Raw genomic sequence first — 22218 nt, forward strand, 5'->3', positions numbered from 1 at the left:
TTGTCCCCAGCCGACCTCTGTCTTCCATGCAGCCCCACGCGCCTTCCTACTACGCCGCCACCGCCAACCAGACGCTGAGTGCTCCGCCCCTGGAGGGCGAGGTCCAGGCCGATGTCTGCGTGGTCGGCGGTGGCTTTTCCGGGCTCAATACCGCCCTGGAACTGGCCGAGCGCGGCGCCCGGGTGGTGCTGCTGGAGGCCCGCCGCATCGGCTGGGGCGCCAGTGGCCGCAACGGCGGCCAGCTGATCCGCGGCGTCGGCCATGACGTCGAGCAATTCGAATCGGTCGTCGGTGCCGAAGGGGTGCGCGAACTCAAGCGGCTGGGCTTCGAGGCGGTGGATCGGGTCCGCCAGCGCATCGCCCGCCATGGCATCGACTGCGATCTCACCTGGGGCTTCGCCGACCTGGCCAACAAGCCGCGCCACTGGCAGCACCTGCAGGAGGAGCATGCCGCGCTGCAGGCCCTGGGCTATCCCCATCCGCTGCGCCTGGTGCCCAAGGCCCAGCTGGCCGAAGTGGTCGGCTCCGACCGCTACCAGGGCGCTCTGGTGGACGAGGGCTCCGGCCACCTGCATCCGCTCAACCTGGCCCTCGGCGAAGCCGCCGCGGCCCGGGCGCTGGGCGTACAGCTGCACGAAGACAGCCAGGTCACCCGCCTGGAATACGGCCCCAAGGTGCGGGTGCATACCGCCCGCGGCCAGGTCTCGGCCGATACCCTGGTGCTCTGCTGCAACGCCTATATCGACGACCTACAACCCGATCTCGCCGCCCAGGTGCTGCCGGCCGGCAGCTATGTGATCGCCACCGAGCCGCTGTCCGCCGAACGCGCCGCGCGCCTGTTGCCGGGCAATCGCGCGGTCTGCGACCAGAACGTGGCGGTGGACTACTTCCGCCTCTCCACCGACCGCCGCCTGCTGTTCGGCGGTGCCTGCCACTATTCCGGGCGCGATCCCAGGGACATCGCCGGCTACATGAGGCCGAAGATGCTGGAGGTGTTCCCCGAGCTGGCCGACGTCCGCATCGACTACGCCTGGGGCGGCATGATCGGCATCGGCGCCAATCGCCTGCCGCAGATTGGTCGGCTGCGCGAGCATCCCAACGTCTTTTATGCCCAGGCCTATGCCGGCCACGGGGTCAACGCCACCCACCTGGCCGGTCACCTGCTCGCCGAGGCGATCCTGGCCCAGTCGGCCGGTTTCGATCTCTTCGCCCAGGTGCCCCATGCGCGCTTTCCCGGCGGTCGCCACCTGAGGTCGCCGCTGCTGGCCCTGGGCATGCTCTGGTATCGCCTCAAGGACAGCCTGTGATCCGTCTGGTCGTGCCTCTGCTGCTGGCGCTGCTGGCCGGCTGCGCCACCCCGATTCCGCGCCACGCCTCCCAGGTCCTGCCGGTCGCCGGCACCGCCCTCGACAGCCAGGTGCGCGCGGCCGGCGCCACGCACCCGGGCCGGTCGGGTCTGCGTCTGCTGGAAACCAGCACCGACGCCTTCACCGCTCGCGCCGAGCTGATCCGCAAGGCCGAGCGCAGCCTGGACATCCAGTACTACATCGTCCACGACGGCCTCACCACGCGGCTGCTGGTCAACGAGTTGCTCAAGGCGGCGGATCGCGGCGTGCGCATCCGCTTTCTCATCGATGACACCAGCAGCGACGGCAACGACTACCAGATCGCCGTGCTGGCGGCCCATCCCAATGTGCAGATCCGCGTCTTCAATCCGCTGCACCTGGGTCGCAGCACCGGTCCGACCCGAGCCCTGGGCCGCCTGGTGGATCTCAACCATCAGCACAGACGCATGCACAACAAGCTGTGGCTGGCCGACGACAGCGTGGCCATCGTCGGCGGCCGCAATCTGGGCGACGAGTACTTCGATGCCCGCCCGGAGATGAACTTCACCGATCTCGATCTGCTCGCCGCCGGTCCGGTGGCGCGCCAGCTGGGCACCAGCTTCGACCAGTACTGGAACAGTCCGCTGAGCCAGCCGGCCCGGCGGCTGCGCTGGTTCGCCCCCTCGCCCACCGCCCTGGTGCGACTGCGCGCGCGGCTGCACCACTACCTCGACAGCGAACGCACCCGCGACCTGGCGCTGTACAACCGCCTGCGTCGCTACGCCACCGCGCCCCAGCTCGACGGCTGGCTGCGGGAGCTGACCTGGGCCCACGCCCAGGCGTTCTGGGATGCGCCGCGCAAGGTGCTGGCCGAGGACGAACCGGACTGGCAACTGCTGCTCACCCATCAGCTGCAACCGACCCTGGACGGCGCCCAGCGCGAACTGCTGCTGGTCTCCTCCTACTTCGTGCCGATGAATCAGGGGGTCGCCTACCTGGGTGGCCTGGCCGCCCGCGGCGTGGAGGTCCGGGTGCTGACCAACGCCCTGGAGGCCACCGACGTGCCCGCCGTGCACGCCGGCTATGCGCCCTATCGCGCGGCCCTGCTGGCCCAGGGGGTCAAGCTCTATGAGTTGCGCGCCCGCCCGGACCAGAAACGATCCGCCCTGCCCTACAGCTTTGGCGAATCCGAATCCAGTCTGCACAGCAAGGCCATGGCCATCGACGGGCGCTGGTCCTTCATCGGCTCCTTCAATTTCGATCCGCGCTCGGTGCTGTGGAATACCGAGGTCGGCATCCTGGTGGACAGCCCGGCCCTCACCGGTCGCCTGCGCCAGCTGATGCTGCAGGGCATGGACCCGAGCGTCTCCTATGCGGTCAGGCGCGTCGATGATCGGGGGCGGGTGCGGCTGGAATGGGTCAGCGAGCGCGACGGCCAGCCACGGGTGCTGCACCACGAACCGGGCAGCGCCTGGCGTCGCTTCAACGCCTGGGTGGTCAAGGCGGTCGGGCTGGAGCGGATGCTCTAGGCTTCGCCCTCCCCCCCAACCCTCTCCCAAGGGGAGAGGGGGCTAGCTCGTAGGTTGGGTTGAGACAGCTCCACTGTCGAAGCCCAACAACCCACGCCGTGCCAACCCTGTTGGGCTTCGCTGGCGCTCAACCCAACCTACGCGCCCACTCCTCCGCACCGTAGGTTGGGTTGAGACAGCCCTACCGTCGAAGCCCAACTACCCACGTCGTGCCGACCCTGTTGGGCTTCGCTGGCGCTCAACCCAACCTACGCGCCCACTCCTCCGTACCGTAGGTTGGGTTGAGACAGCTCCACCGTCGAAGCCCAACGATCAGCACCACGCCAGCCCTGTTCAGCTTCGCTGCGATCAAGCCAAACCGGCGACGCCCTCAATCTCCCTGCAAAAAATCCGGCAATTGCTCATTTTATGAGCAGTAGTCAACCCAGACTTCGGCTAAGGTCGACCGCATTCATCGGCCCCGCTCCGGCACCCGGCCGTTTCAATGCATCGAGGATCTCCCATGAGCGCTACCGCCCTGCGTCACGACTGGACTCTCGCCGAAGTCCGCGCCCTGTTCCAGCAGCCCTTCAACGACCTGCTGTTCCAGGCCCAGGGCGTGCATCGCCAGCACTTCGATCCCAATCGCGTGCAGGTCTCCACCCTGCTGTCGATCAAGACCGGCGCCTGCCCGGAAGACTGCAAGTACTGCCCCCAGTCCGGCCACTACAACACCGGCCTGGAAAAGGAAAAGCTGATGGAGGTGCAGAAGGTGCTGGAGGCGGCCGCCGAGGCCAAGGCCATCGGCTCGACCCGCTTCTGCATGGGCGCCGCCTGGAAGCACCCGTCCGCCAAGGACATGCCCTATGTCCTGCAGATGGTGCAGGGCGTCAAGGCGCTGGGCCTGGAGACCTGCATGACCCTGGGCCGCCTGGACCAGGAGCAGACCCGCGCCCTGGCCGACGCCGGCCTGGACTACTACAACCACAACCTCGACACCTCGCCGGAGTTCTACGGCAACATCATCACCACCCGCACCTACGGCGAGCGCCTGCAGACCCTGGCCTACGTCCGTGAAGCCGGGATGAAGATCTGCTCCGGCGGCATCCTCGGCATGGGCGAGTCGGTGGATGATCGCGCCGGCCTGCTGATCCAGCTGGCCAACCTGCCCGAGCACCCCGAATCGGTGCCGATCAACATGCTGGTCAAGGTGCAGGGCACCCCGCTAGCGGAAGAGAAGGACGTCGATCCCTTCGACTTCATCCGCACCCTGGCGGTGGCACGCATCCTCATGCCCAAGTCCCATGTGCGCCTGTCCGCCGGTCGCGAGCAGATGAACGAGCAGATGCAGTCCCTGGCCTTCCTGGCCGGTGCCAACTCCATCTTCTACGGCGAGAAGCTGCTGACCACCGGCAACCCCCAGGCCGACAAGGACATGCAGCTGTTCGCCCGCCTCGGCATCCAGCCCGAAGCCCGCGAAGAGCACGCCGACGAGGTGCACCAGGCCGCCATCGAGCAGGCCCTGGTGGAACAGCGCAACAGCGAACTCTTCTACGACGCCGCCACCGCCTGACCCACGCCCCGCCCCGCTTCTACCCCTCTCTCTCTGAGAGGGCTGGGGTGAGGGGCCTTGCAACCTGATCGAGAACCCCATGGCCTTCGACCTCGCCGCCCGCCTGGCCCAGCGTCACGCCGAGCACCTCTATCGGCGGCGCCCGCTGCTGGAAGCCCCCCAGGGTCCCGAGGTGGTGGTGGATGGCGAACCCCTGCTGGCCTTCTGCAGCAATGACTATCTGGGCCTGGCCAATCACCCCCAGGTGATCGCCGCCCTGCGCGCGGGCGCCGAGCGCTGGGGCGTGGGCGGTGGCGCCTCGCACCTGGTGATCGGCCACAGCGGCCCGCACCACCAGGTCGAAGAGGCCCTGGCCGAACTCACCGGACGGCCGCGCGCCCTGCTGTTTTCCACTGGCTACATGGCCAACCTGGCGGCGGTCACCGCCCTGGTCGGGCGTGGCGACACCGTACTGGAAGACCGCCTCAACCACGCCTCCCTGCTCGATGCCGGTCTGCTCAGCGGCGCGCGCTTCGGCCGCTATCTGCACAACGATCCCGTTAGCCTGGCCACGCGCCTGGCCAAGGCCGAAGGCGACACCCTGGTGGTCACCGACGGGGTCTTCAGCATGGATGGCGATCTGGCCGCCCTGCCCGAACTCTGCCAGGTCGCCCAGCGTCACGGCGCCTGGACCCTGGTGGACGATGCCCACGGCATCGGCACCCTGGGCGCCAGCGGTGGCGGCATCGTCGAGCACTTCGGCCTGGACCAGAGTCAGGTCCCGGTGCTGGTCGGCACCCTGGGCAAGGCCTGCGGCACCGCCGGGGCCTTCGTCGCCGGCAGCGAAGCGCTGATCGAGACGCTGATCCAGTTCGCCCGGCCCTACATCTACACCACCAGCCAGCCGCCGGCGGTGGCCTGCGCCACCCTCGCCGCCCTGCAGCTCGTCCGTGAGGAAGGCTGGCGCCGTGAGCTTCTGCACACTTTGATCCAGAGATTCCGCAGGGGCGCGACGGCTCTCGGCCTGGACCTTATGCTCAGCGCCACGCCGATCCAGCCCATCCTGGTCGGCGACAGCGCGCGCGCCCTCGCACTCTCCGCCGCCCTGCGCCGACGCGGGATCCTGGTCACCGCCATCCGACCGCCCACCGTACCGGCCGGCAGTGCCCGCCTGCGGGTAACCCTGACGGCGGCCCATCGCGAAGCGCACGTGGACCTCTTGCTCGACGCTCTGGCCCAGGCCATGGCCGAATTACCGCCTGACGCGGATAAGTGACCGACCCATGCGCGATACCCTGATCTTGCTGCCCGGCTGGGGCCTGGGCAACGCTCCGCTGGAGCCCCTGCGTGACGAACTCGTCGAGCAGGCACCCTTTCTCGACGTGCTGATCGAACCACTGCCGACCCTGACCGACACCCAGGCCTGGTTCACCGACCTGGAAGCCCGCATCGCCGAGGGCGGCTGGCTGGCCGGCTGGTCGCTGGGCGGCATGCTCGCCAGCGAATTCACCCTGCGCCGCCCCCAGGGCGTGCACGGCCTCATCACCCTGGCCAGCAATCCCTGCTTCGTCGCCCGCCCCGGCTGGCAGACCGCCATGGCGCGCAGCGTCTTCACCGATTTCTTCGAGGCCTGCTCGCTGGACGCCGACCAGACGCTCAGGCGTTTCACCCTGCTGGTGGCCCAGGGCGCGCGCGACAGCCGCACCCTCGCCCGCCAGCTGCAGGTGACCCTGCCCGAGATCGACCCCGAGGTGGTCATCGCCGGTCTGGAGTTGCTCGCGCGCCTGGACACCCGCGCCGCCCTGCAGGCCTTCAGCGGTCCCCAGCTGCACCTGTTCGGCGCCCATGACGCCCTGGTCCCGGCGACGGCTGCCCAGGCCCTGCGCGACGAGCTGCCCAACGCCCAGATCGAGGTCCTGGAGCACGCCAGCCATGGCCTGCCCCTGGAACGCCCGGACGAGGTGGCCACCCGTATCCGTGAATTCATCTATGCAGGACGCGATGGCTGACGTATTGCCCGACAAGCGCCAGGTGGCGCTGTCCTTTTCCCGCGCCGCCGCGCAGTACGACGGCGCCGCCCTGCTGCAACGCAGGGTCGCCGACGGCCTGCTCGCCCGGCTACCCGCTCTGCATCCGCAACGCTGGCTGGACCTCGGCAGTGGCACCGGCTATTGCAGCCGTGCCCTGGCCCAACGCCATCCGCAGGCCCAAGGCCTGGCCCTGGACCTGGCGCCCGGCATGCTCCGCCATGCCCGTGCCCAGGGCGCCGGTGCCGGCCACTACCTGACCGCCGACGCCGAACGCCTGCCGCTGCGCGACGCCTGCTGCGATCTCGTCCTCTCCAGCCTGGCCCTGCAGTGGTGCCCGGACCTGCCCGCCGTGCTCGCCGAGGCGCGCCGCATCCTGCGGCCAGGCGGTCTGCTGGCCTTCAGCAGCCTGGTCGAAGGCACCCTCGACGAATTGCGCCAGAGCTGGGCCCAGGTGGACGACCAGGTGCACGTCAATCGCTTTCGCCGCCAGGCGGCCTATGCCGACGCCGCCGCGGCCAGTGGCCTGCAGGTGCTGGGGTTGGAGGTCGCGCCCGAGCGCCTGCACTTCCCCGATCTGCGCGCCCTGACCCAGCACCTCAAGGCCATCGGCGCTCACAACCTCAACCAGGGGCGTCCCCAGGGCCTCACCGGGCGCCAGCGCCTGGCCGCCTTCACCCAGGCCTACGAGGGCCTGCGCGAGCCCGCCGGCCTGCCCGCCACCTATCAGGTGATCCACGTCCTGCTGCGCAAGGAATGACCGCCATGCCCGCCTATTTCGTCACCGGCACCGACACCGAGATCGGCAAGACCACCATCGCCGCCGGCCTGCTGCACCGGGCCCGGCTGCAGGGCCTCGCCACCGCCGGGGTCAAGCCGGTGGCCTCCGGGTGCGAACGCACCGCCGAGGGCCTGCGCAACGGCGACGCCCTGGCCCTGCTCGGCGAGACCTCGCTGCCGCTCGGTTACGGCGACATCAACCCCATCGCCCTGGAACCCGCCATCGCCCCGCACCTGGCGGCCCGCGAAGCCGGCATCGACCTCAGCGTCGCCGCCCTGGCCGCACCGGTGCGGCGGATCCTGGCGCTGCAGGCCGACTTCAGCCTGGTGGAAGGTGCCGGTGGCTGGCGCGTGCCCCTGGCTGGCCGCGAGTCCCTGTCCGATCTCGCCCGCGAGCTGGGTCTGCCGGTGATCCTGGTGGTGGGTGTGCGCCTGGGCTGCATCAACCACGCCCTGCTCAGCGCCGAGGCCATCCTCGCCGACGGCCTGCCGCTGGCCGGCTGGGTCGCCAATCTGGTGGCGCCGGCCACCCTGCGCCTGGACGACAACCTCGCCACCCTGCACGAACGCCTGCCGGCGCCCTGCCTGGGCACGGTGCCGCACCTGGCCGCGGCCACCCCCGCCGCGGTCGCCGCGCACCTGCGCCTGCCGGGCTGATATCAGTCTTTCGGGCGATGGCCGCAGGGTCAGGCCGGCGGCAGACTGCCCTGTCTACCGCTGCCGGATCGCCCCAGTGCCTACCTTCAAATTCCTGACCTGCCTGGGCCTGCTCGGCCTGACCAGCCATGCCTGGGCGCTGGACAACCAGACCCTCGTGGAGCAGCGCGGCGAGCGCCTCGGGGCCTTCCTCAGTCAGGCAGCGGATACCCGCCAGGGCACCCTGGAGGTCAGCCAGAGCGGTCGTGCCAGCCAGGCCTATCTGACCCAGAGCGCCTCCCAGGGCGACCGTACCCGCGTCGAGCAGGGCGGCGTCGGCAACTTCACCAATGTCACCCAGGCGGCCGGCGGTGCGCGCGAGGTCCTCATCGACCAGCGCGAGGCCAGCCAGAGCCACGCCTATGTCTATCAGGGCCATGGCCAGCGCAACACGGTGGACATCGTCCAGCACGGCCTGCTCGACGAAGCCCTGGTGCGCCAGGGCGGTGACGACCAGCAGCTGCGCATCGAGCAACAGGGCGAGCGCAACGGACTGAATCTGTTCCAGGACGGTCGCGACAGCGTTGCGCGACTCAGGCAGGTGGGCGCCGATCATGTCCAAGACGTACTGAGCCTGGGCGCGCGCAACGAGGTCGAGCTGCTGCAGGGCGGCGGTGCCAATCGGGCGGAGGTCGAGCAGCGGGGTGACGACAACCGGGCGACGATTCGCCAGAGCACGCGACAGCAGGAGGCGGAGCTGGTCCAGATCGGCCAGCGCAACGGCGCGACGGTGCAGCAGAACAGCCTCGCCGATCGACCCCAGCGCGTCAGCGTGCGACAGCTGGGCGACGACAATGCCGTCCAGGCGAACGTGACCGGCAATGGCAATCGCCTCGATCTGCAACAGCAGGGCAAGCGCAACAGCGCCAGCGTCCTGATCGGCGGTGACGACTCCCGCCTGACCCTGGCTGCCCAGGGCAACGATAACGAGATCAGTGCGGTCTGGGTGGGCGACAACGTCGAGCTTGGCGTCGAGCAGTTGGGCGACGGCCATCTCCTGCAGGTGGGACTGGCCAGCGACGCCCGGGTCAGCGTCAGCCAGCAGGGCGCCGGCCAGTACGCCTCGATCAGTCAGGCAGGCCCGGGCAACGGCCTCGATCTGCGCCAGAGCGGCCAGGGCAACCGGGCGACCATCCGGCAATAGCCGGACACAGGCGGCGACACGGGCTGCTGGTTCTTTGGCGTCAAAGCTGCTTCAATAGCCCTTTGACATCACCGTCGAGGACCCTGTCCATGAACGTGACCTCAAGCAATTCACTTTACGCCGGGGTGCAGGCCTACCAGAACGGCAGCCGCACGGTCGAAAAGGCCGGTGCCGCCCTCGCCTCCCAGACGGCGCGCAACGAGCAGGACGCCCTGGGCGCGACCACCAACAGCCAGGCCGATCTGGCCAGCGAACTGGTTAATCTGGATGTCGGCAAGTACCAGGCATTGGCCGGTACCAAGGTCATGCAGGCCTCGCAGGAAACCCTGGGCCGGCTGCTCGATACTCGCGCCTGATCAGCCATGCTTTGAATGGAAGGGGCGCCCTGAGAGGCGCCCCTTCTGCGTTCTAGCCCAGGCGGAAACGGGTGGTGTTGGCCGTCAGGGTGCGACTGCCCGCCTCCAGACCCACCGCCGTGCTCTGCACCGTGCGCGCGTTGCCGAGCAGATCGGCCGCGGCCCCATCGACCTGCTGGATGTTGCCACTGACCTGATCGGCGGTGACCGCCTGCTGCTCGGCGGCGGTGGCGATCTGCACCAGGGTGTCGGAGACGCCCTGTACCGACTCGGCGATCTCTTCCAGTCGCCGTCCCAGCCCGGTGATCGACTGGGCGTCGCTGGCGGCCTGGCCGCAGGCATCCTGCATCAGGGACACGGCCTGGGCCACGGTGCCGCTCAGGCTGCCGACGGTCCCGGCGATCTGCGCCGTGGAGGCCTGGGTGCGCTGCGACAGCGAACGCACCTCGTCGGCGACCACCGCGAATCCCCTTCCCTGGTCACCCGCCCGGGCCGCCTCGATGGCGGCGTTGAGCGCCAGCAGGTTGGTCTGTTCGGCGATGCCGCGGATGACGTCCACCACCTGCTGGATCTGTCCGGCCTGGGCATTGACCTGGGCCATGGCCGCCGCCGTCTCGTCCAGGCGCTGGTTAAGGCGCTGGATGCTGGCCGTGGTCTGGCGACTGTCGCTCTGGCTGGCCTCGGCGATGCCGCGCATCTGCTCGGCGCGGCCGGCGGCCTCTTCGCAACTCCGCGCCACGCCTTGGGCAGTGGCGGCCAGTTCGGTGGCCGCGGTGGCGATCTGGGTGATCTGCTGGCGCTGGGCTTCCACGGCACCCAGCGCCGCCTCGGCCTGCTGACCCAGCTCGCCGGAAGCCGTGCCGACCTGGCGACTCTCCTGCTCGACCGCCTGCAGGCTGCCGCGCAGCTGCACCACGGCCAGGTCCAGGGCGCGCCCGATCTCGGCCAGTTCGTCCTCGCCACTCACCTGGGCCGAGCGGGTCAGATCGCCATCGCGCAGGCCTTCGGCCAGGGTGGTGATGCGCCGCGCACTGCCGCGAATGGCGGTCTGCATGCATAGCAGCAGATAGCAGGTCACCACCAGCAGCAGACCGAAGCCGACGGCGATGGCGCCAAAGCTGCGCACGGCATCGGCGCCATAGTATTGCAGCCGTTGATCCAGGTTCTTCAGGGTCTGCTGGCGGAAGGTCTGCAGACCCTGCAGAACCCCGTCCAGGGTGGCTTCGAACTGCTCCGGCTTGAGCGTGATCTCGCCGCCGAACACCCCCTGATCGAGGGTCTTGAGACTGGCGTCCAGCTGACTGCTGACCTTCTGGTAGTCGTCCTTCCAGCCGGCCATGTCGGCGGGCAGCTTGTTGCCGAGCAGGACGGCGACCTTGGCCAGGCTCTCGCTGGAGTCGCCGACACGCGCGCGCAGGTCGCGCAGCTGCAGGCGGCTCTGCAGGCTGAACTGGCCGGAGACCACACTGGCCTGACCGACGCTGGCCAGGCGGCCGAGGCGTTCGTACAACTCGACCGACTGGGTGGTGCCGATCTGCATCAGCAGATAGGTTTCCAGCCAAGGGTCGAGGATGAGACCACTGTCCAAGGCGATTTCCTCGCGCAGCGCCTGGACGGCGCCAAGGGCAGCGGTGAATCTGTCATAGCCATCTGGCCACCAGCCCAACCCGCGCAAGTCGTTGACCTCGAGACCGGCGAGCGCCTGCTGCAGGGTCTTGAAACGGGCCTGCACATCCGCGCCGGCCCCTTCGATCTCCAGTTGCTGTCCGAGCCGGGCGAGCCGCTCGCGACGACTGTCGTCGCGACTTTCCAGGGCGGCGATGGCGGCCTGCACGGCCGGCGTCTGCTGCCGACTGGTGTCGATCGCCTTCCAGCGCGCGGTCAGGTTGCGCCGGAGGGTGAGTTCTTCTTCTACGGCGTCGAGCCGTTGCAGCAGCCGCACGCCACTGCGCTCGCCACTGACGGTGGCCAGCCTGGCCTGGAAATCGGCGCCCAGCAGCCAGAGACTGACCGCCAGGGGGAGGATGAACAGCACCAGCAGCAGGGCGAACTTGCGGGCGAAGCTGAACTGGCTCAGCACGCGAATCCCCGGTGACAACAAAACACCCATGTTCGACCACTCCTGTGCCAGCCACCGGCAAGCGTCAGCTATCCGTTGCGGATAGCGATAAGACGATTTGTCGGCAAACTAACGACTTTCTTGAAAGATAGGGCACAATCGCCGCCCTCCCGTATTCCCCGACCCGGTCCTGTACTCAGGCCCGGGCGTTGCCGTTAAAGGACCGTCCGCGTGGAACGCCTCAAAGCCAAGATTCGCAGCGAAGGCCAAGTACTCTCCGAGCAGGTGCTCAAGGTCGATGCCTTCCTCAACCACCAGATCGATCCGGCGCTGATGCGCGACATCGGTCAGGAGTTCGCCCGCCGTTTCGCCGACGCCGGCATCACCAAGATCGTGACCATCGAAGCCTCGGGGATCGCTCCGGCGGTGCTGACCGGACTGGAGCTGGGCGTGCCGGTGATCTTCGCCCGCAAGCACCAGTCGCTGACCCTGACCGACAACCTGCTGGTGGCCAGCGTCTATTCCTTTACCAAGCAGACGGAAAGTACGATCGCCGTCTCTACCATGCACCTTTCGTCCGACGATCGGGTGCTGATCATCGACGACTTCCTCGCCAACGGTAAGGCGGCCAAGGCGCTGATCTCCATCATCGGTCAGGCCGGGGCCCAGGTCGCCGGCCTTGGCATCGTCATCGAGAAGTCCTTCCAGGTTGGTCGCGCCGAACTGGATGCCCAGGGCTATCGCGTCGAATCCCTGGCCCGTGTCGCCTCCCTGGCCGATGGTCAGGTCACCTTCGCCGAGTAAGCCATGGCTCAGATACTGCGCATTCTCGGTGCCGATCTCGATCGCACCGAAACCTGGATCCGTTACGACAAGGCCATGTGCCTGGACTGCGTGTCCAGCTGCTGCACCCTGCCGGTGGAAGCCCGCCTGTCCGATCTGATCCGCATGGGCGTGGTGGATGAGTTCGAGAAGGGCGAGCCGCTCAAGGACATCGCCAAGCGGCTCAAGAAGGACGGCGTGGTCGAACGCCTCAACGCCAAGACCGGGTTGTTCACCCTGGTGCGGCTGTCCAACAACGACTGCATCTATCTGCATCCCAAGACGCGGCTGTGCACCATCTACGACCAGCGCCCGGAAACCTGCCGCAACCACCCAAGGGTCGGCCCGCGCCCGAACTACTGCGCCTACAAGCCGCAGAAGCTGCGTTAGACGGCGGCCCATCGTCGGTTGGGTTGAGCGCTAGCGAAGCGTGTCATGACATGCCTGCATTGTTAGGCTTCGACGAAGCAGCCGTCTCAACCCAACCTGCGGTCTATCGCGGCCCTGGCCACAACAAGACGCTAGAACTCACCGCTCTCCATCGCCCTTTTCATGTCCGCCCGTTCTTCCAGGCATTCCGGACCGGCCATGTCGAAGATCCGACAGACCCACGGGCGTACCTCGTAGATGCTGCAGTTCATCTCTTCGCGATCCAGGGCCGCGCACCAGCCGTCGTCGAGACGCTTCATGCGGGTGCCGGTCCAGTCTTCCTCGATGTAACGGGCAGGCACGCCGGCATCGTCGAACAGCAGGACTTCCTGGCGGCAGCACCAGGCCTGACAGCTCTCGCAGGTCACGGTAGGGGTGGAAAGGTCATGCAGGGGGATGTCACTCATGTGCGCAGTGTACCGCCCCTGACCGCCCAGCGGTTTCCGGCCGATGGCTGGACCAGTTACCATGCGCGTCCCTGACGGTTGTAACCAGTTGTGACCATGCCCAAGCCCTCTTCTCGCGCAGGAGCCGCCATGACGGCCGCACCCCGCTATCGCTTCTATGTCGTGGTCGCCGTGCTGATCCTGCTGACCTGCGTGGTCGCCGGCCGCATCACCTACCTCAAGCTGATCGATGCCGCCTTCCTCGGTGACCAGGGCGACCGCCGCTCGGTGCGCCACATTCCCATTCCGGTCACCCGCGGCATGATCACCGACCGCAACGGTGCGCCCCTGGCGGTTTCCACCGAGGTGGTGACCATCTGGTGCAACCCGGCGGAGATGCAGGACAGCGCCGACCAGCTGGGTCGCCTGGCCCAGGCCATCCACAAGCCCGAGGCGGAATTGCGCAACCTGATCCTCGGCCATCCGGAAAAGCACTTCCTCTACCTGGCCCGGGCGCTGTCGCCCATCGATGGCGAGAACATCATGGCCCTCGGCATGCCCGGGGTACGCCAGATCAAGGAATACAAGCGCTATTACCCCAGCTCCGACCTGGTGGCCCAGGTGATCGGCATGGTCAACATCGACGGCCATGGCCAGGAGGGGCTGGAACTGGGCTTCGAGGACTGGCTGGCCGGCAAGGGCGGCGTGCGTGAGGTGCTGATCAATCCGCGGGGCTCGGTGGTCAAGAACATCCGCGTGGTGCGCCAGCCGCAACCGAGCAAGGACGTCGCCCTGTCCATCGACCTGCGCCTGCAATTCATCGCCTATCGCGCGCTGCAGACCGCGGTGGAGAAGTTCGGCGCCCAGTCCGGGTCGGCGGTGCTGGTCAATCCGAAGACCGGCCAGATCCTGGCGATGACCAACTTCCCCTCCTACAACCCCAACAACCGCGCCACCCTGCAGATCCCCAACATGCGCAACCGCACCCTGACCGACGCCTTCGAGCCCGGTTCGGTGATCAAGCCGTTCAGCATGTCGGTGGCCCTGGCCTCGGGCAAGTTCAACGAGAACAGCACCGTGGACGTGGCGCCGGGCTGGATGACCATCGACGGCCATACCATCCACGACGTGGCCAAGCGCGGCGTGCTGACCATGACCGGGGTGCTGCTCAACTCGTCCAACATTGGCATGAGCAAGGTGGCCCTGCAGATCGGGCCGCTGCCCATCTACGAGCAGCTCAGCCGGGTCGGCTTCGGCAATCCCCTGGCACTGGGCTTCCCGGGCGAGAACGCCGGCTACCTGCCCGGCCACACCAAGTGGTCGCAGATCGCCACGGCCAGTATGTCCTTTGGCTACAGCCTGGCGGTCAACGTCGCCGAACTGGCCCAGGCCTACTCGGTGATCGCCAACGATGGCCAGCTGACGCCCCTGACCCTGCTCAAGGACCAGAAGCAGCAGAGCGTCCAGGCCATGGACCCGACCATCGCCCGGCGCATCCGCATGATGCTCAACCACGTGGTGGAAGACGACGGCGGCGTGATCCGCGCCCGGGTGCCCGGCTATCACGTGGCCGGCAAGTCGGGTACCGCGCGCAAGGCCGGCTCCGGCAGCTACACCGAGCACGCCTATCGCTCGATGTTCGTCGGCATGGCACCGGCGGCCGATCCCAAGCTGGTGCTGGCGGTAATGCTGGATACCCCGACCAAGGAAGGCTACTTCGGCGGCCTGGTCTCGGCGCCGACCTTCAGCGAGATCATGTCCGGTGCCCTGCGGGCCCTGGCCGTACCGCCGGACAACCTGCCCGACACCAATACCGCCCAGCAGGCTAAGTCCGAGCCGCACCCCCACGGCTAGCCGGGGAACGGCCACAAAAAAGGGCGACCCTAGGGTCGCCCTTTTGCATGCCACGCCCTCTGTCAGCGGTGCAGCACGTACTGACCGGTGAAGCGCACCCCATCCTCACCGCTCTCGGTGACGATGCGCGACTGCAGGGTGATGCGCGCGCGACCGCGGCGGCGGAAGGTGGTCTCGAAGCGTTCCCAGGCGCGGGCTTCGGGCGGTTCGCCATAGGCCAGGGCGTCGGCGGTGATGGGCCGCGGATAGCTGATCTGGCCTTCCTGGATGAGGATGTGGCCTTCTTCGATGCCGGCTTCGCGCAGACGCAGGTACAGCCAGCCCCAGCCGGCCAGCACGGCCACGCAATAGAGACTGCCGCCGAACATGGTGCTGGCGTGGTTGATGTTGGCATCCAGCGGAGCATGCAGCTGCAGGCGCTGCTCGCTCCAGTCGCGGACTTCCAGGCCCAGGGCCTTGGTGATGGGAATATCGTGGTGCAACAGGGATTCGAGGTGACGGCAGTCGCGGCTCATGCCGGGGTCCTTACAGACAGAATTTCACTATCAGGAGCAGACGCAAGCCATGACCCATGGGTCACGTCCTGGCGCCATTGTGCACCAAGGAAGGCCGCTCCGGGGAAATCGCCGCCGGCAGGCGGAAGCGGATGCGGGCGCCGCCCAGACTCGACTCGTCGATGGTCAGGCTGCTGCGATAGCCTTCGAGAATGTCCTGCACCACCGCCAGGCCGATGCCCTGCCCAGGGTGCCGGCTGTCCATGCGCATGCCGCGGCGCAGCACGCTTTCACGCCGTTCGGCAGGGATGCCGGGACCGTCATCCTCGATATCGAGCACCCAGTGCTCGGTATGGCGACGGGCGCTGACCCGCACCTGGGTCAGGCAGAGGCGATAGGCGTTTTCCAGGAGATTGCCGAACACCTCCAGCATGGCGGCTTCCTCGGCCTGCACCCGCAGATTCGGCGGCAGGTCCATTTCGGCCTGGACGCGTTTCTCGGCATAGACCTTGTCCAGGGTGCTGAACAGGGATTCCAGCAACGGCGCCAGCTCCAGCGGCCGGCTGAGCACCGCGCCGCCCTGACGGGTGGCCCGCTGCAACTGGTACATCACCTGCTGGTTCATGCGCTCGATCTGGGTCTGCAGGGTGCCGACTTCCTGATCCAGCTGCGGCCGCCGGCGCAATTCTTCGGTCACCCCCTGCAACACCGCCAAGGGGGTCTTCAGGCTGTGGGCAAGATCGCCCAGGGTGTCGCGGTAGCGCTCGCGCTGCAGCCGTTCGTGGTCGAGCAGGCGGTTGAGCGAGCGGATCAGGCGGCTGATCTCGCTGGGTACGTTCTTTTCGTCGAGCAGCTCGCGCTGGTCGGTTTCCACCGCGTCCAGCTGCTGGCTGAGGCGGCGCAGCGGTCTCAGGCTCCATTGCATGACCAGGGCCAGCAATACCAGCAGCGCACCCAGCACCCCGACCAGCCAGAGAATCACCTGGTGCACGAAGGTCGCGCGCAGCCGCTCGTACTCCTCGGCGGGTTGCATGGTGACCACGCTGAAGCCGGCCACCGGCGGATTGCCCAGCAGCACCTCGCGATCGAAGACGAAGAAGCCCTGGCCCTGGTCGTCGGTGGCCTTGACCAGCTTGACCCCGCCCCCGTCGAAGGTCGGCCGGTAGTTGGGCCGCTCCTTGATCGCCGAGCGCGAGCGCCAGAGCAGGCGACCGTTCTGGTCGTAGACGTAGCCGAGGATGGGTGAACCGGGTCGGTCGAAGACCTCTTCGGCGATCATCTCCGGCATTGCCAAGCGCCCGTCGATGGCCCGCGCCGCGCCGATCAGGGTGTTGGCGTTGGCCTCCAGCCGTGCGGCGACGAAGTTTTCCACGGTACGGTCGAACGCATTGCGGATCGCCGGCACGATCAGCGCCAGGCAGACGATCACCAGCAGCGCGGCGCTGAGCAGCAGCCGCACGCGAAAGGAACGGATCACTGGCAGCGCTCGGTGAACAGGTAGCCGCGGCCCCGGACCGTTTCGATGGGTTGCATCTGGCAGCTGGCCTCCAGCTTGCGCCGCAGGCGGCCAACCAGCACCTCGATGACGTTGCTGTCGTGCTCGCCATCATCGTCGTAGAGCTGCTCCATGAGCCGCTCCTTGGTGATCACCTGCTGGTGGTTGCGCATCAGGTATTCCAGCAGGCGGTATTCGTAGGCGGTCAGCTGCAGCGGCTGTTCTTCATTGAAGGCCTGCTGGCGGCCCAGGTCCAGCTTCAGCGACCCGGCGCGGATGCTTGGCTGGACGAAACCCGCCGAGCGACGCAGCAGCACATTGAGGCGCGCCTCCAGCTCTTCGAACTGGAAGGGCTTGACCACGTAGTCGTCCGCCCCGGCACCGAGGCCCTCGACCTTGTCCTGCCAGCTGCCGCGGGCCGTGAGGATGAGGATTGGCAGGGTGGCACCCTGGTTGCGCAGCTGACGGATCAGATCGAGGCCGCTCATGCCGGGCAGGCCCAGGTCGATGATGGCGAGATCGTGATGGAATTCGCGGGCGCTGTAGAGCGCTTCTTCCGCATCGGCCACGGCATTGACGACATGACCGGCTTCACCCAGACGCACCTTGAGGTGGTGGCGCAGCAGGTTTTCGTCTTCGACGACGAGGATCTTCATGCAGACTCCTGAACAGCTAACGAGACTCTCTGTGGCTGCGACCGCACGTAGTTCACGCTGCGCGCAGCGACGCCCGGGTACCGATTATGGCGGCTTTGGCGGGCTGACGGCGAGCGTGGGGAATACATGGACGGGGTCACTCACTTTATTCCAGGCAAAAAAAACCTCTCCAGTTGGAGAGGTAAGGAGCACTTCATGGGGATCGGAAACTGCCGTTGGGGGACGGCTCCGTCGCGAGACGGCTACAGGAGACCAGAGCTGACTTGGTGACCCTGCAGTGGAGTTACAAGGATGAACATCGCCAGGTCGGGTCGAAGTGTCCGGACGATCTGCCGTAGCGGGAGCTGCGCTAGGGTGAACATGTCCGGGCGACCTCGGCGTTGCTGATCTGACAGTTGCAGATTAGGCCAATGGCCCTGAACGCTGCCTGAACTCGTCCTGAACGCAAGCTGAACGGCCGCGAAGTGGCCCAAGGGCGACGGATGGCAGCGGGTGCCGCTCCGTCGCCCGGCAGCGCTTCAGGGCAGCTTGCTCAGGCAGCCACCCAGGGTGTCGGCGACGTTCTGCAGGAGCTGGCCATAGCCTCCGGCACCGGCCGGAATGTGCGCGCCGAGGGGATCGAGCTCCACCAGGGTCACCGGCAGACCGCTGCTCAGGGTGGTGGCGATCTTTGGCTGCAGTGGCGGTTCGGTGAAGACGCAGGTCGGGCCGGCGGCCTTGAGTTCTTCGCGCATGGCGGCCACGTGGCGGGCGCCGGGCTGGACGTCGGCGCCCAGGGCGAAGACGCCGCGATGGCTCAGGCCATAGGCTTCCTCGAAATAGTCGAAGGCTTCGTGGAAGACGAAATAGGGCTTGCCGGCCAGTGGCGCCAGCTGGGCGCGCAGGCTCTGGTCCTTGGCGGCCAGGCCGCTTTCGAAGGTCTTGAGGTTGGCCGCATAGCGCTGCGCATTGGCCGGATCGGCCTGGCTCAGGTCGGCGGCCAGCCGGGTGGCGATCACCCGGGCATTGGCCGGGCTCAGCCAGAGGTGGGCATCCAGGCTGCCCGGACGATGGTCGTGGTCGTGGGCGTATTGCGGTTCGCCGCCCTGTTCCTCACCGTGCGCATGCTCGTGCTCGTGCTCGTGCTCATCGCCGTGATCGTCGTCATGGGCGTCCGCATGCTCTTCGCCGAAGCGGCGCAGGTGCAGGCCGGGCAACTCCTGGATGGCCAGGCTGGGGCCCTGGCGTTCCTTGAGCACCGCCGGCAGGAAGGTCTCCAGATCCGGGCCGATCCAGTAGACCAGGTTGGCCTCGCGCACCTGGCGCAGATCCGAGGGCCGCAGGGCGTAATGGTGCGGCGAGGCGCCCGGCGGCAGCAGCACGGCGGGCTGGCCGGCGCCGTCCTGGATGGCCGCGGCGATCAGTTGCAGGGGCTTGATGCTGGTCAGCACCTTCACCTCGGCCTGGGCGGGCAGCAGGGTGCAGGCGAGCAGCAGGGAGGCGACGAGGGGTAGGAGGCGCGGCACGTGAAAATCCCGATTCTTAAGAGAGGTGCAATATAATAACGTCCTGGCTCCCAAGGTACTGTTTCATGTCCGACGCCCCCCTGGCCTTTCGGCCCCACGATCATTCGCGCTGCGTCGCCCACGCGCTGGCCGAGGCCGACACACTCTGCAGTCGCGCCGGCGTGCGCCTCACCGACCTGCGCAAGCGCGTGCTGGAGCTGGTCTGGCAAAGCCACAAGCCGCTCGGTGCCTACGACATCCTGGCCGTGCTCAGCGAGCAGGACGGCCGCCGCGCCGCGCCGCCCACCGTCTACCGGGCGCTGGATTTCCTGGTCGAGAACGGCCTGGTGCACCGCATCGCCTCGCTCAACGCCTTCGTCGGCTGCAACCATCCCGGCGAGGCCCACCAGGGCCAGTTCCTGATCTGCCGCAGCTGCCAGGTGAGCATCGAGCTGGAACAGCCGGCCGTGCACCAGGCCATCCTCGACGGCGCCAGCGCCGTGGGCTTCCAGGTGGAAGGCCAGACCGTGGAAGTGGTCGGTCAGTGCGCCGCCTGCCGGAAGCAGGCATGAGCGAGGCGCTGATCCGGCTGCAGGATGTCGGCGTGACCTTTGCCGGGCAGTCGGTGCTCGACCAGGTCAGCCTGACCCTGGATCCCGGCCGCATCGTCACCCTCATCGGCCCCAACGGCGCCGGCAAGACCACCCTGGTGCGCAGCGTGCTCGGCCTGCTCACACCCGATCGCGGCAGCGTCTGGCGTCGCCCGCGGCTACGCATCGGCTACATGCCGCAGAAGCTGCAGGTGGATGCCACCCTGCCGCTGTCGGTGCTGCGCTTCCTGCGCCTGGTGCCGGGCGTGAATCGCATCAGTGCCCTGGCCGCCCTGGGTGAAGTGGGCGCCGAGGGCGTCATCGACAGTCCCCTGCAGAGCATTTCCGGCGGCGAGTTGCAGCGGGTGCTGCTGGCCCGCGCGCTGCTTCGCCAGCCCGAGCTGCTGGTGCTCGACGAGCCCGTGCAGGGCGTCGACATCAACGGCCAGAGCGAGCTGTACCGGCTGATCGGCCAGTTGCGCGAGCGCCATGGCTGCGGCGTGCTGATGGTCTCCCACGACCTGCATCTGGTGATGGGCGCCACCGACCAGGTGATCTGCCTGAATCGCCACATCTGCTGCTCCGGCCATCCCGAGCAGGTCAGCGGTGATCCGGCCTATCAGGCGCTGTTCGGCCAGAGTGCGCGCAACCTCGCCGTCTATCACCATCACCACGATCACGCCCACGACCTGCATGGCGGCGTGGTCAAGACCCCGCATGTCCATGGAGCCCACTGCAAGCATGGCTGATTTTCTGCTGTATGCCCTGCTCGCCGGTCTCGCCCTCGCCCTCGTCGCCGGTCCCCTCGGCTCCTTCGTGGTCTGGCGGCGCATGGCCTACTTCGGCGACACCCTGTCCCACGCCGCCCTGCTCGGGGTCGCCGTGGGCTTTCTGCTGGATGTCAGTCCGACCCTGACCGTCACCGTCGGCTGTCTGGCGCTGGCCGTGGTGCTGGTGGTGCTGCAGCGCCGTCGTGGCCTGGCCGCCGACACCCTGCTCGGCATCCTCGCCCACAGCACCCTGTCGCTGGGCCTGGTGGCACTGTCGTTCATGCACGAGGTGCGCATCGATCTGATGAGCTACCTGTTCGGCGATCTGCTGGCGGTGGGTCCCGGCGATCTGCGCTGGATCCTTGGCGGCAGCGCCCTGGTGCTGGCGGCCCTGGCCTGCCTGTGGCGCCCGCTGCTGGCCATCACCGTGCACGAGGAACTGGCCCAGGTCGAGGGGCTGCCGGTGACCTGGATCCGCCTGGCGCTGATGCTGCTGGTGGCCATCGTCATCGCCGTGGCCATGAAGATCGTCGGGGTGCTGCTGATCACCTCGCTGCTGATCATTCCTGCCGCCACCGCCCAGCGCCACGCCCGCAGTCCCGAGCAGATGGCCTGTGGCGCCAGCCTGCTGGGCATGGCCGCGGTGTGCCTGGGCCTGACCCTGTCCTGGTACCAGGACACCCCGGCCGGGCCCTCGGTGGTGGTGGCCGCCGCCGGGATGTTTCTGCTGGGCTACCTCATACCCCGCCGCGCCTAGGCGTTCTAGCGCGGCGCCCGCCAGACCGCCTGGCTGACGTCCACCGGCCGGGGAATCAGCCCTTGGGCCTTGAAGATGTCGGCGGTCTGCTGCTGGGTGGCGATGATCGCCGGCGTCAGCGCCGTCGCGCCATACCCGGTACGCGCCTGCCAGGTGGCGATCACCGTTTCCGGCAGTCCGATCTGCTTGGCCAGGATGCGCGTCACCTCCGGCTTGTGGGCATTGGCCCAGGCGCCCGCCTTGGCCAGTTCCGCCAGCAGCAGGCGGATCGCCGCGGGATGGGCGTCGGCGAAACGGCGCGAGCCTTCATAGAAGCTGTTGGCGTGCAACAGGCCCTTGTAGTCGGCGAGCACGCGCACCGGCTGGCTCTGCTGGATGGCCGCGAGATAGGGGTCCCAGACCACCCAGGCATCCACCGAACCGTTGACGAAGGCGGCGCGGGCATCGGCTGGCGGTAGATAGACCGGCTGGATGTCCCTGAAGCTCAGCCCGGCCTTTTCCAGGGCGGCGACCAGCAGGAAGTTGGCGCTCGAGCCCTTCTGCACCGCCACCTTCCTGCCCTTGAGGCCGGCAACGTCACGGATCGGCGAGGCGGTCGGCACCAGAATGGCCTCCACCGCTTCGCTGGCCGGTTCGGCGCCCAGGTAGACCAGATCGATCCCGGCCGCCTGGGCAAAGATCGGCGGCGGTGAACCTGTGTAGCCGACGTCGATGCTGCCGGCGTTGAGCGCCTCCAGCAGCTGGGGACCGGCCTGGAATTCGCGCCAGCTCACCTGATAGCCCTGAGCGCCCAGAGCCTGCTCCAGAGTGCCCTGGGCCTTGAGCACGGCCAGCAGACCGCCGCCCTTCTGATAGCCGATGCGCAGGACCTGGTCGGCGGCCTGCGCCGGCGCGAGCATACCGAGTGTCAGCAACAGGACGGCGCCGTGCGCCAGCCATCGTTGCAGAGAGGAGCGAAACATGGTGACCTTCCTTATATTCCATTTGGAAAGGTCAGCCTGGCCTATCCAGACCAGAATGTTTAATACGTTTCG

Annotated in this window: 22 protein-coding genes; 15 read left to right on the top strand and 7 right to left on the bottom strand. The window is 67.8% G+C overall.

Annotated elements, in window-relative coordinates; translation table 11 throughout:
- Positions 1 to 26: 26 nt before the first annotated feature.
- From PVZ77_RS00945 to PVZ77_RS00985, 9 genes are all read left to right on the top strand, one after another.
- Complete coding sequence (locus PVZ77_RS00945) at positions 27 to 1307, top strand: NAD(P)/FAD-dependent oxidoreductase (RefSeq protein ID WP_273805667.1); 1281 nt, start codon at positions 27 to 29, stop codon at positions 1305 to 1307.
- Complete coding sequence (locus PVZ77_RS00950) at positions 1304 to 2854, top strand: phospholipase D family protein (RefSeq protein ID WP_273805666.1); 1551 nt, start codon at positions 1304 to 1306, stop codon at positions 2852 to 2854. Before PVZ77_RS00945 ends, PVZ77_RS00950 begins: the two co-directional genes overlap by 4 nt.
- Before the next feature lie 502 nt (positions 2855 to 3356).
- A complete protein-coding gene (gene bioB, locus PVZ77_RS00955; protein ID WP_007159868.1) occupies positions 3357 to 4406 on the top strand; it encodes a biotin synthase BioB in 1050 nt (349 codons plus the stop codon).
- A 79-nt stretch (positions 4407 to 4485) separates the two neighbouring features.
- Positions 4486 to 5661, top strand: a complete 1176-nt coding sequence (gene bioF / locus PVZ77_RS00960) for an 8-amino-7-oxononanoate synthase (protein WP_273805665.1) — start codon at positions 4486 to 4488, stop codon at positions 5659 to 5661.
- Positions 5662 to 5668: 7 nt separating this feature from the next.
- Positions 5669 to 6394 (top strand): alpha/beta fold hydrolase, encoded by a 726-nt coding sequence (locus PVZ77_RS00965; RefSeq protein ID WP_273805664.1) that lies wholly within the window; start codon positions 5669 to 5671, stop codon positions 6392 to 6394.
- Entirely contained in the window at positions 6375 to 7172 is a 798-nt protein-coding gene (gene bioC, locus PVZ77_RS00970) for a malonyl-ACP O-methyltransferase BioC (protein WP_273805663.1), read from the top strand. The genes PVZ77_RS00965 and bioC overlap by 20 nt, the downstream gene beginning before the upstream one ends.
- A gap of 5 nt (positions 7173 to 7177) precedes the next feature.
- Complete coding sequence (gene bioD / locus PVZ77_RS00975; protein ID WP_273805662.1) at positions 7178 to 7849, top strand: dethiobiotin synthase; 672 nt, start codon at positions 7178 to 7180, stop codon at positions 7847 to 7849.
- Between the two features lie 76 nt (positions 7850 to 7925).
- Positions 7926 to 9032: a hypothetical protein gene (locus tag PVZ77_RS00980; protein WP_273805661.1), complete on the top strand. Its 1107-nt coding sequence runs from the start codon at positions 7926 to 7928 to the stop codon at positions 9030 to 9032.
- Positions 9033 to 9121: 89 nt separating this feature from the next.
- Complete coding sequence (locus tag PVZ77_RS00985) at positions 9122 to 9388, top strand: hypothetical protein (protein WP_273805660.1); 267 nt, start codon at positions 9122 to 9124, stop codon at positions 9386 to 9388.
- Positions 9389 to 9440: 52 nt separating this feature from the next.
- Here the strand turns inward: PVZ77_RS00985 and PVZ77_RS00990 are convergent, their stop codons facing one another.
- Entirely contained in the window at positions 9441 to 11498 is a 2058-nt protein-coding gene (locus PVZ77_RS00990) for a methyl-accepting chemotaxis protein (protein WP_273805659.1), read from the bottom strand.
- 180 nt (positions 11499 to 11678) lie between these two features.
- Here PVZ77_RS00990 and PVZ77_RS00995 point away from each other — a divergent pair, with 180 nt between their 5' ends.
- Together PVZ77_RS00995 and PVZ77_RS01000 are read left to right on the top strand one after the other, a co-directional pair.
- Positions 11679 to 12251: a xanthine phosphoribosyltransferase gene (locus tag PVZ77_RS00995; protein WP_027597415.1), complete on the top strand. Its 573-nt coding sequence runs from the start codon at positions 11679 to 11681 to the stop codon at positions 12249 to 12251.
- A 3-nt stretch (positions 12252 to 12254) separates the two neighbouring features.
- Entirely contained in the window at positions 12255 to 12659 is a 405-nt protein-coding gene (locus tag PVZ77_RS01000) for a YkgJ family cysteine cluster protein (RefSeq protein ID WP_093255091.1), read from the top strand.
- A 131-nt stretch (positions 12660 to 12790) separates the two neighbouring features.
- On the opposite strand, the gene PVZ77_RS01005 is transcribed toward PVZ77_RS01000, so the two are convergent.
- Positions 12791 to 13105 carry a YkgJ family cysteine cluster protein gene (locus tag PVZ77_RS01005; protein ID WP_273805658.1) on the bottom strand — a complete coding sequence of 105 codons (315 nt, stop codon included), beginning with the start codon at positions 13103 to 13105 and terminating at the stop codon, positions 12791 to 12793.
- A 129-nt stretch (positions 13106 to 13234) separates the two neighbouring features.
- On the opposite strand from PVZ77_RS01005, the gene PVZ77_RS01010 reads away from it, so the two are divergent.
- Positions 13235 to 14938 carry a peptidoglycan D,D-transpeptidase FtsI family protein gene (locus PVZ77_RS01010; RefSeq protein ID WP_273805657.1) on the top strand — a complete coding sequence of 568 codons (1704 nt, stop codon included), beginning with the start codon at positions 13235 to 13237 and terminating at the stop codon, positions 14936 to 14938.
- Between the two features lie 62 nt (positions 14939 to 15000).
- Here PVZ77_RS01010 and PVZ77_RS01015 read toward each other — a convergent pair whose 3' ends face one another.
- The 4 genes from PVZ77_RS01015 to znuA form a co-directional block, all read right to left on the bottom strand.
- Positions 15001 to 15453: a thioesterase domain-containing protein gene (locus tag PVZ77_RS01015; RefSeq protein ID WP_017642321.1), complete on the bottom strand. Its 453-nt coding sequence runs from the start codon at positions 15451 to 15453 to the stop codon at positions 15001 to 15003.
- Positions 15454 to 15514: 61 nt separating this feature from the next.
- Positions 15515 to 16909, bottom strand: coding sequence for an ATP-binding protein (locus tag PVZ77_RS01020; RefSeq protein WP_273805656.1), 1395 nt, complete (start codon positions 16907 to 16909; stop codon positions 15515 to 15517).
- Positions 16906 to 17583: a response regulator transcription factor gene (locus tag PVZ77_RS01025; RefSeq protein ID WP_007159882.1), complete on the bottom strand. Its 678-nt coding sequence runs from the start codon at positions 17581 to 17583 to the stop codon at positions 16906 to 16908. The genes PVZ77_RS01020 and PVZ77_RS01025 overlap by 4 nt, the downstream gene beginning before the upstream one ends.
- A gap of 518 nt (positions 17584 to 18101) precedes the next feature.
- Complete coding sequence (gene znuA / locus PVZ77_RS01030) at positions 18102 to 19088, bottom strand: zinc ABC transporter substrate-binding protein ZnuA (RefSeq protein ID WP_273805655.1); 987 nt, start codon at positions 19086 to 19088, stop codon at positions 18102 to 18104.
- Between the two features lie 65 nt (positions 19089 to 19153).
- Here znuA and PVZ77_RS01035 point away from each other — a divergent pair, with 65 nt between their 5' ends.
- The 3 genes from PVZ77_RS01035 to znuB are packed head-to-tail and all read left to right on the top strand — an operon-like array spanning position 19154 to position 21184.
- Complete coding sequence (locus PVZ77_RS01035) at positions 19154 to 19639, top strand: Fur family transcriptional regulator (protein WP_133860004.1); 486 nt, start codon at positions 19154 to 19156, stop codon at positions 19637 to 19639.
- Positions 19636 to 20406 (top strand): zinc ABC transporter ATP-binding protein ZnuC, encoded by a 771-nt coding sequence (znuC, locus tag PVZ77_RS01040; protein WP_273805654.1) that lies wholly within the window; start codon positions 19636 to 19638, stop codon positions 20404 to 20406. The genes PVZ77_RS01035 and znuC overlap by 4 nt, the downstream gene beginning before the upstream one ends.
- Complete coding sequence (znuB, locus tag PVZ77_RS01045; RefSeq protein WP_273805653.1) at positions 20399 to 21184, top strand: zinc ABC transporter permease subunit ZnuB; 786 nt, start codon at positions 20399 to 20401, stop codon at positions 21182 to 21184. The genes znuC and znuB overlap by 8 nt, the downstream gene beginning before the upstream one ends.
- Before the next feature lie 5 nt (positions 21185 to 21189).
- Here znuB and PVZ77_RS01050 read toward each other — a convergent pair whose 3' ends face one another.
- Positions 21190 to 22146 carry a sulfonate ABC transporter substrate-binding protein gene (locus PVZ77_RS01050; protein ID WP_273805652.1) on the bottom strand — a complete coding sequence of 319 codons (957 nt, stop codon included), beginning with the start codon at positions 22144 to 22146 and terminating at the stop codon, positions 21190 to 21192.
- Positions 22147 to 22218 lie beyond the last annotated feature (72 nt).

The sequence above is a fragment of the Pseudomonas sp. SHLD1 genome (genome assembly GCF_028640935.1).
Lineage (GTDB): Bacteria > Pseudomonadota > Gammaproteobacteria > Pseudomonadales > Pseudomonadaceae > Chryseomonas > Chryseomonas aestiva.

What these genes read in the sequence shown, in the direction of transcription:
- PVZ77_RS00945 (WP_273805667.1), top strand. Translation starts at nt 27, where the DNA reads ATGCAGCCCCACGCGCCTTCCTACTACGCCGCCACCGCCAACCAGACG.
- bioB (WP_007159868.1), top strand. Translation starts at nt 3,357, where the DNA reads ATGAGCGCTACCGCCCTGCGTCACGACTGGACTCTCGCCGAAGTCCGC.
- bioF (WP_273805665.1), top strand. Translation starts at nt 4,486, where the DNA reads ATGGCCTTCGACCTCGCCGCCCGCCTGGCCCAGCGTCACGCCGAGCAC.
- PVZ77_RS00965 (WP_273805664.1), top strand. Translation starts at nt 5,669, where the DNA reads ATGCGCGATACCCTGATCTTGCTGCCCGGCTGGGGCCTGGGCAACGCT.
- bioC (WP_273805663.1), top strand. Translation starts at nt 6,375, where the DNA reads ATGCAGGACGCGATGGCTGACGTATTGCCCGACAAGCGCCAGGTGGCG.
- bioD (WP_273805662.1), top strand. Translation starts at nt 7,178, where the DNA reads ATGCCCGCCTATTTCGTCACCGGCACCGACACCGAGATCGGCAAGACC.
- PVZ77_RS00985 (WP_273805660.1), top strand. Translation starts at nt 9,122, where the DNA reads ATGAACGTGACCTCAAGCAATTCACTTTACGCCGGGGTGCAGGCCTAC.
- PVZ77_RS00990 (WP_273805659.1), bottom strand. Translation starts at nt 11,498, where the DNA reads ATGGGTGTTTTGTTGTCACCGGGGATTCGCGTGCTGAGCCAGTTCAGC.
- PVZ77_RS01000 (WP_093255091.1), top strand. Translation starts at nt 12,255, where the DNA reads ATGGCTCAGATACTGCGCATTCTCGGTGCCGATCTCGATCGCACCGAA.
- PVZ77_RS01005 (WP_273805658.1), bottom strand. Translation starts at nt 13,105, where the DNA reads ATGAGTGACATCCCCCTGCATGACCTTTCCACCCCTACCGTGACCTGC.
- PVZ77_RS01010 (WP_273805657.1), top strand. Translation starts at nt 13,235, where the DNA reads ATGACGGCCGCACCCCGCTATCGCTTCTATGTCGTGGTCGCCGTGCTG.
- PVZ77_RS01015 (WP_017642321.1), bottom strand. Translation starts at nt 15,453, where the DNA reads ATGAGCCGCGACTGCCGTCACCTCGAATCCCTGTTGCACCACGATATT.
- PVZ77_RS01025 (WP_007159882.1), bottom strand. Translation starts at nt 17,583, where the DNA reads ATGAAGATCCTCGTCGTCGAAGACGAAAACCTGCTGCGCCACCACCTC.
- PVZ77_RS01035 (WP_133860004.1), top strand. Translation starts at nt 19,154, where the DNA reads ATGTCCGACGCCCCCCTGGCCTTTCGGCCCCACGATCATTCGCGCTGC.
- znuC (WP_273805654.1), top strand. Translation starts at nt 19,636, where the DNA reads ATGAGCGAGGCGCTGATCCGGCTGCAGGATGTCGGCGTGACCTTTGCC.
- znuB (WP_273805653.1), top strand. Translation starts at nt 20,399, where the DNA reads ATGGCTGATTTTCTGCTGTATGCCCTGCTCGCCGGTCTCGCCCTCGCC.
- PVZ77_RS01050 (WP_273805652.1), bottom strand. Translation starts at nt 22,146, where the DNA reads ATGTTTCGCTCCTCTCTGCAACGATGGCTGGCGCACGGCGCCGTCCTG.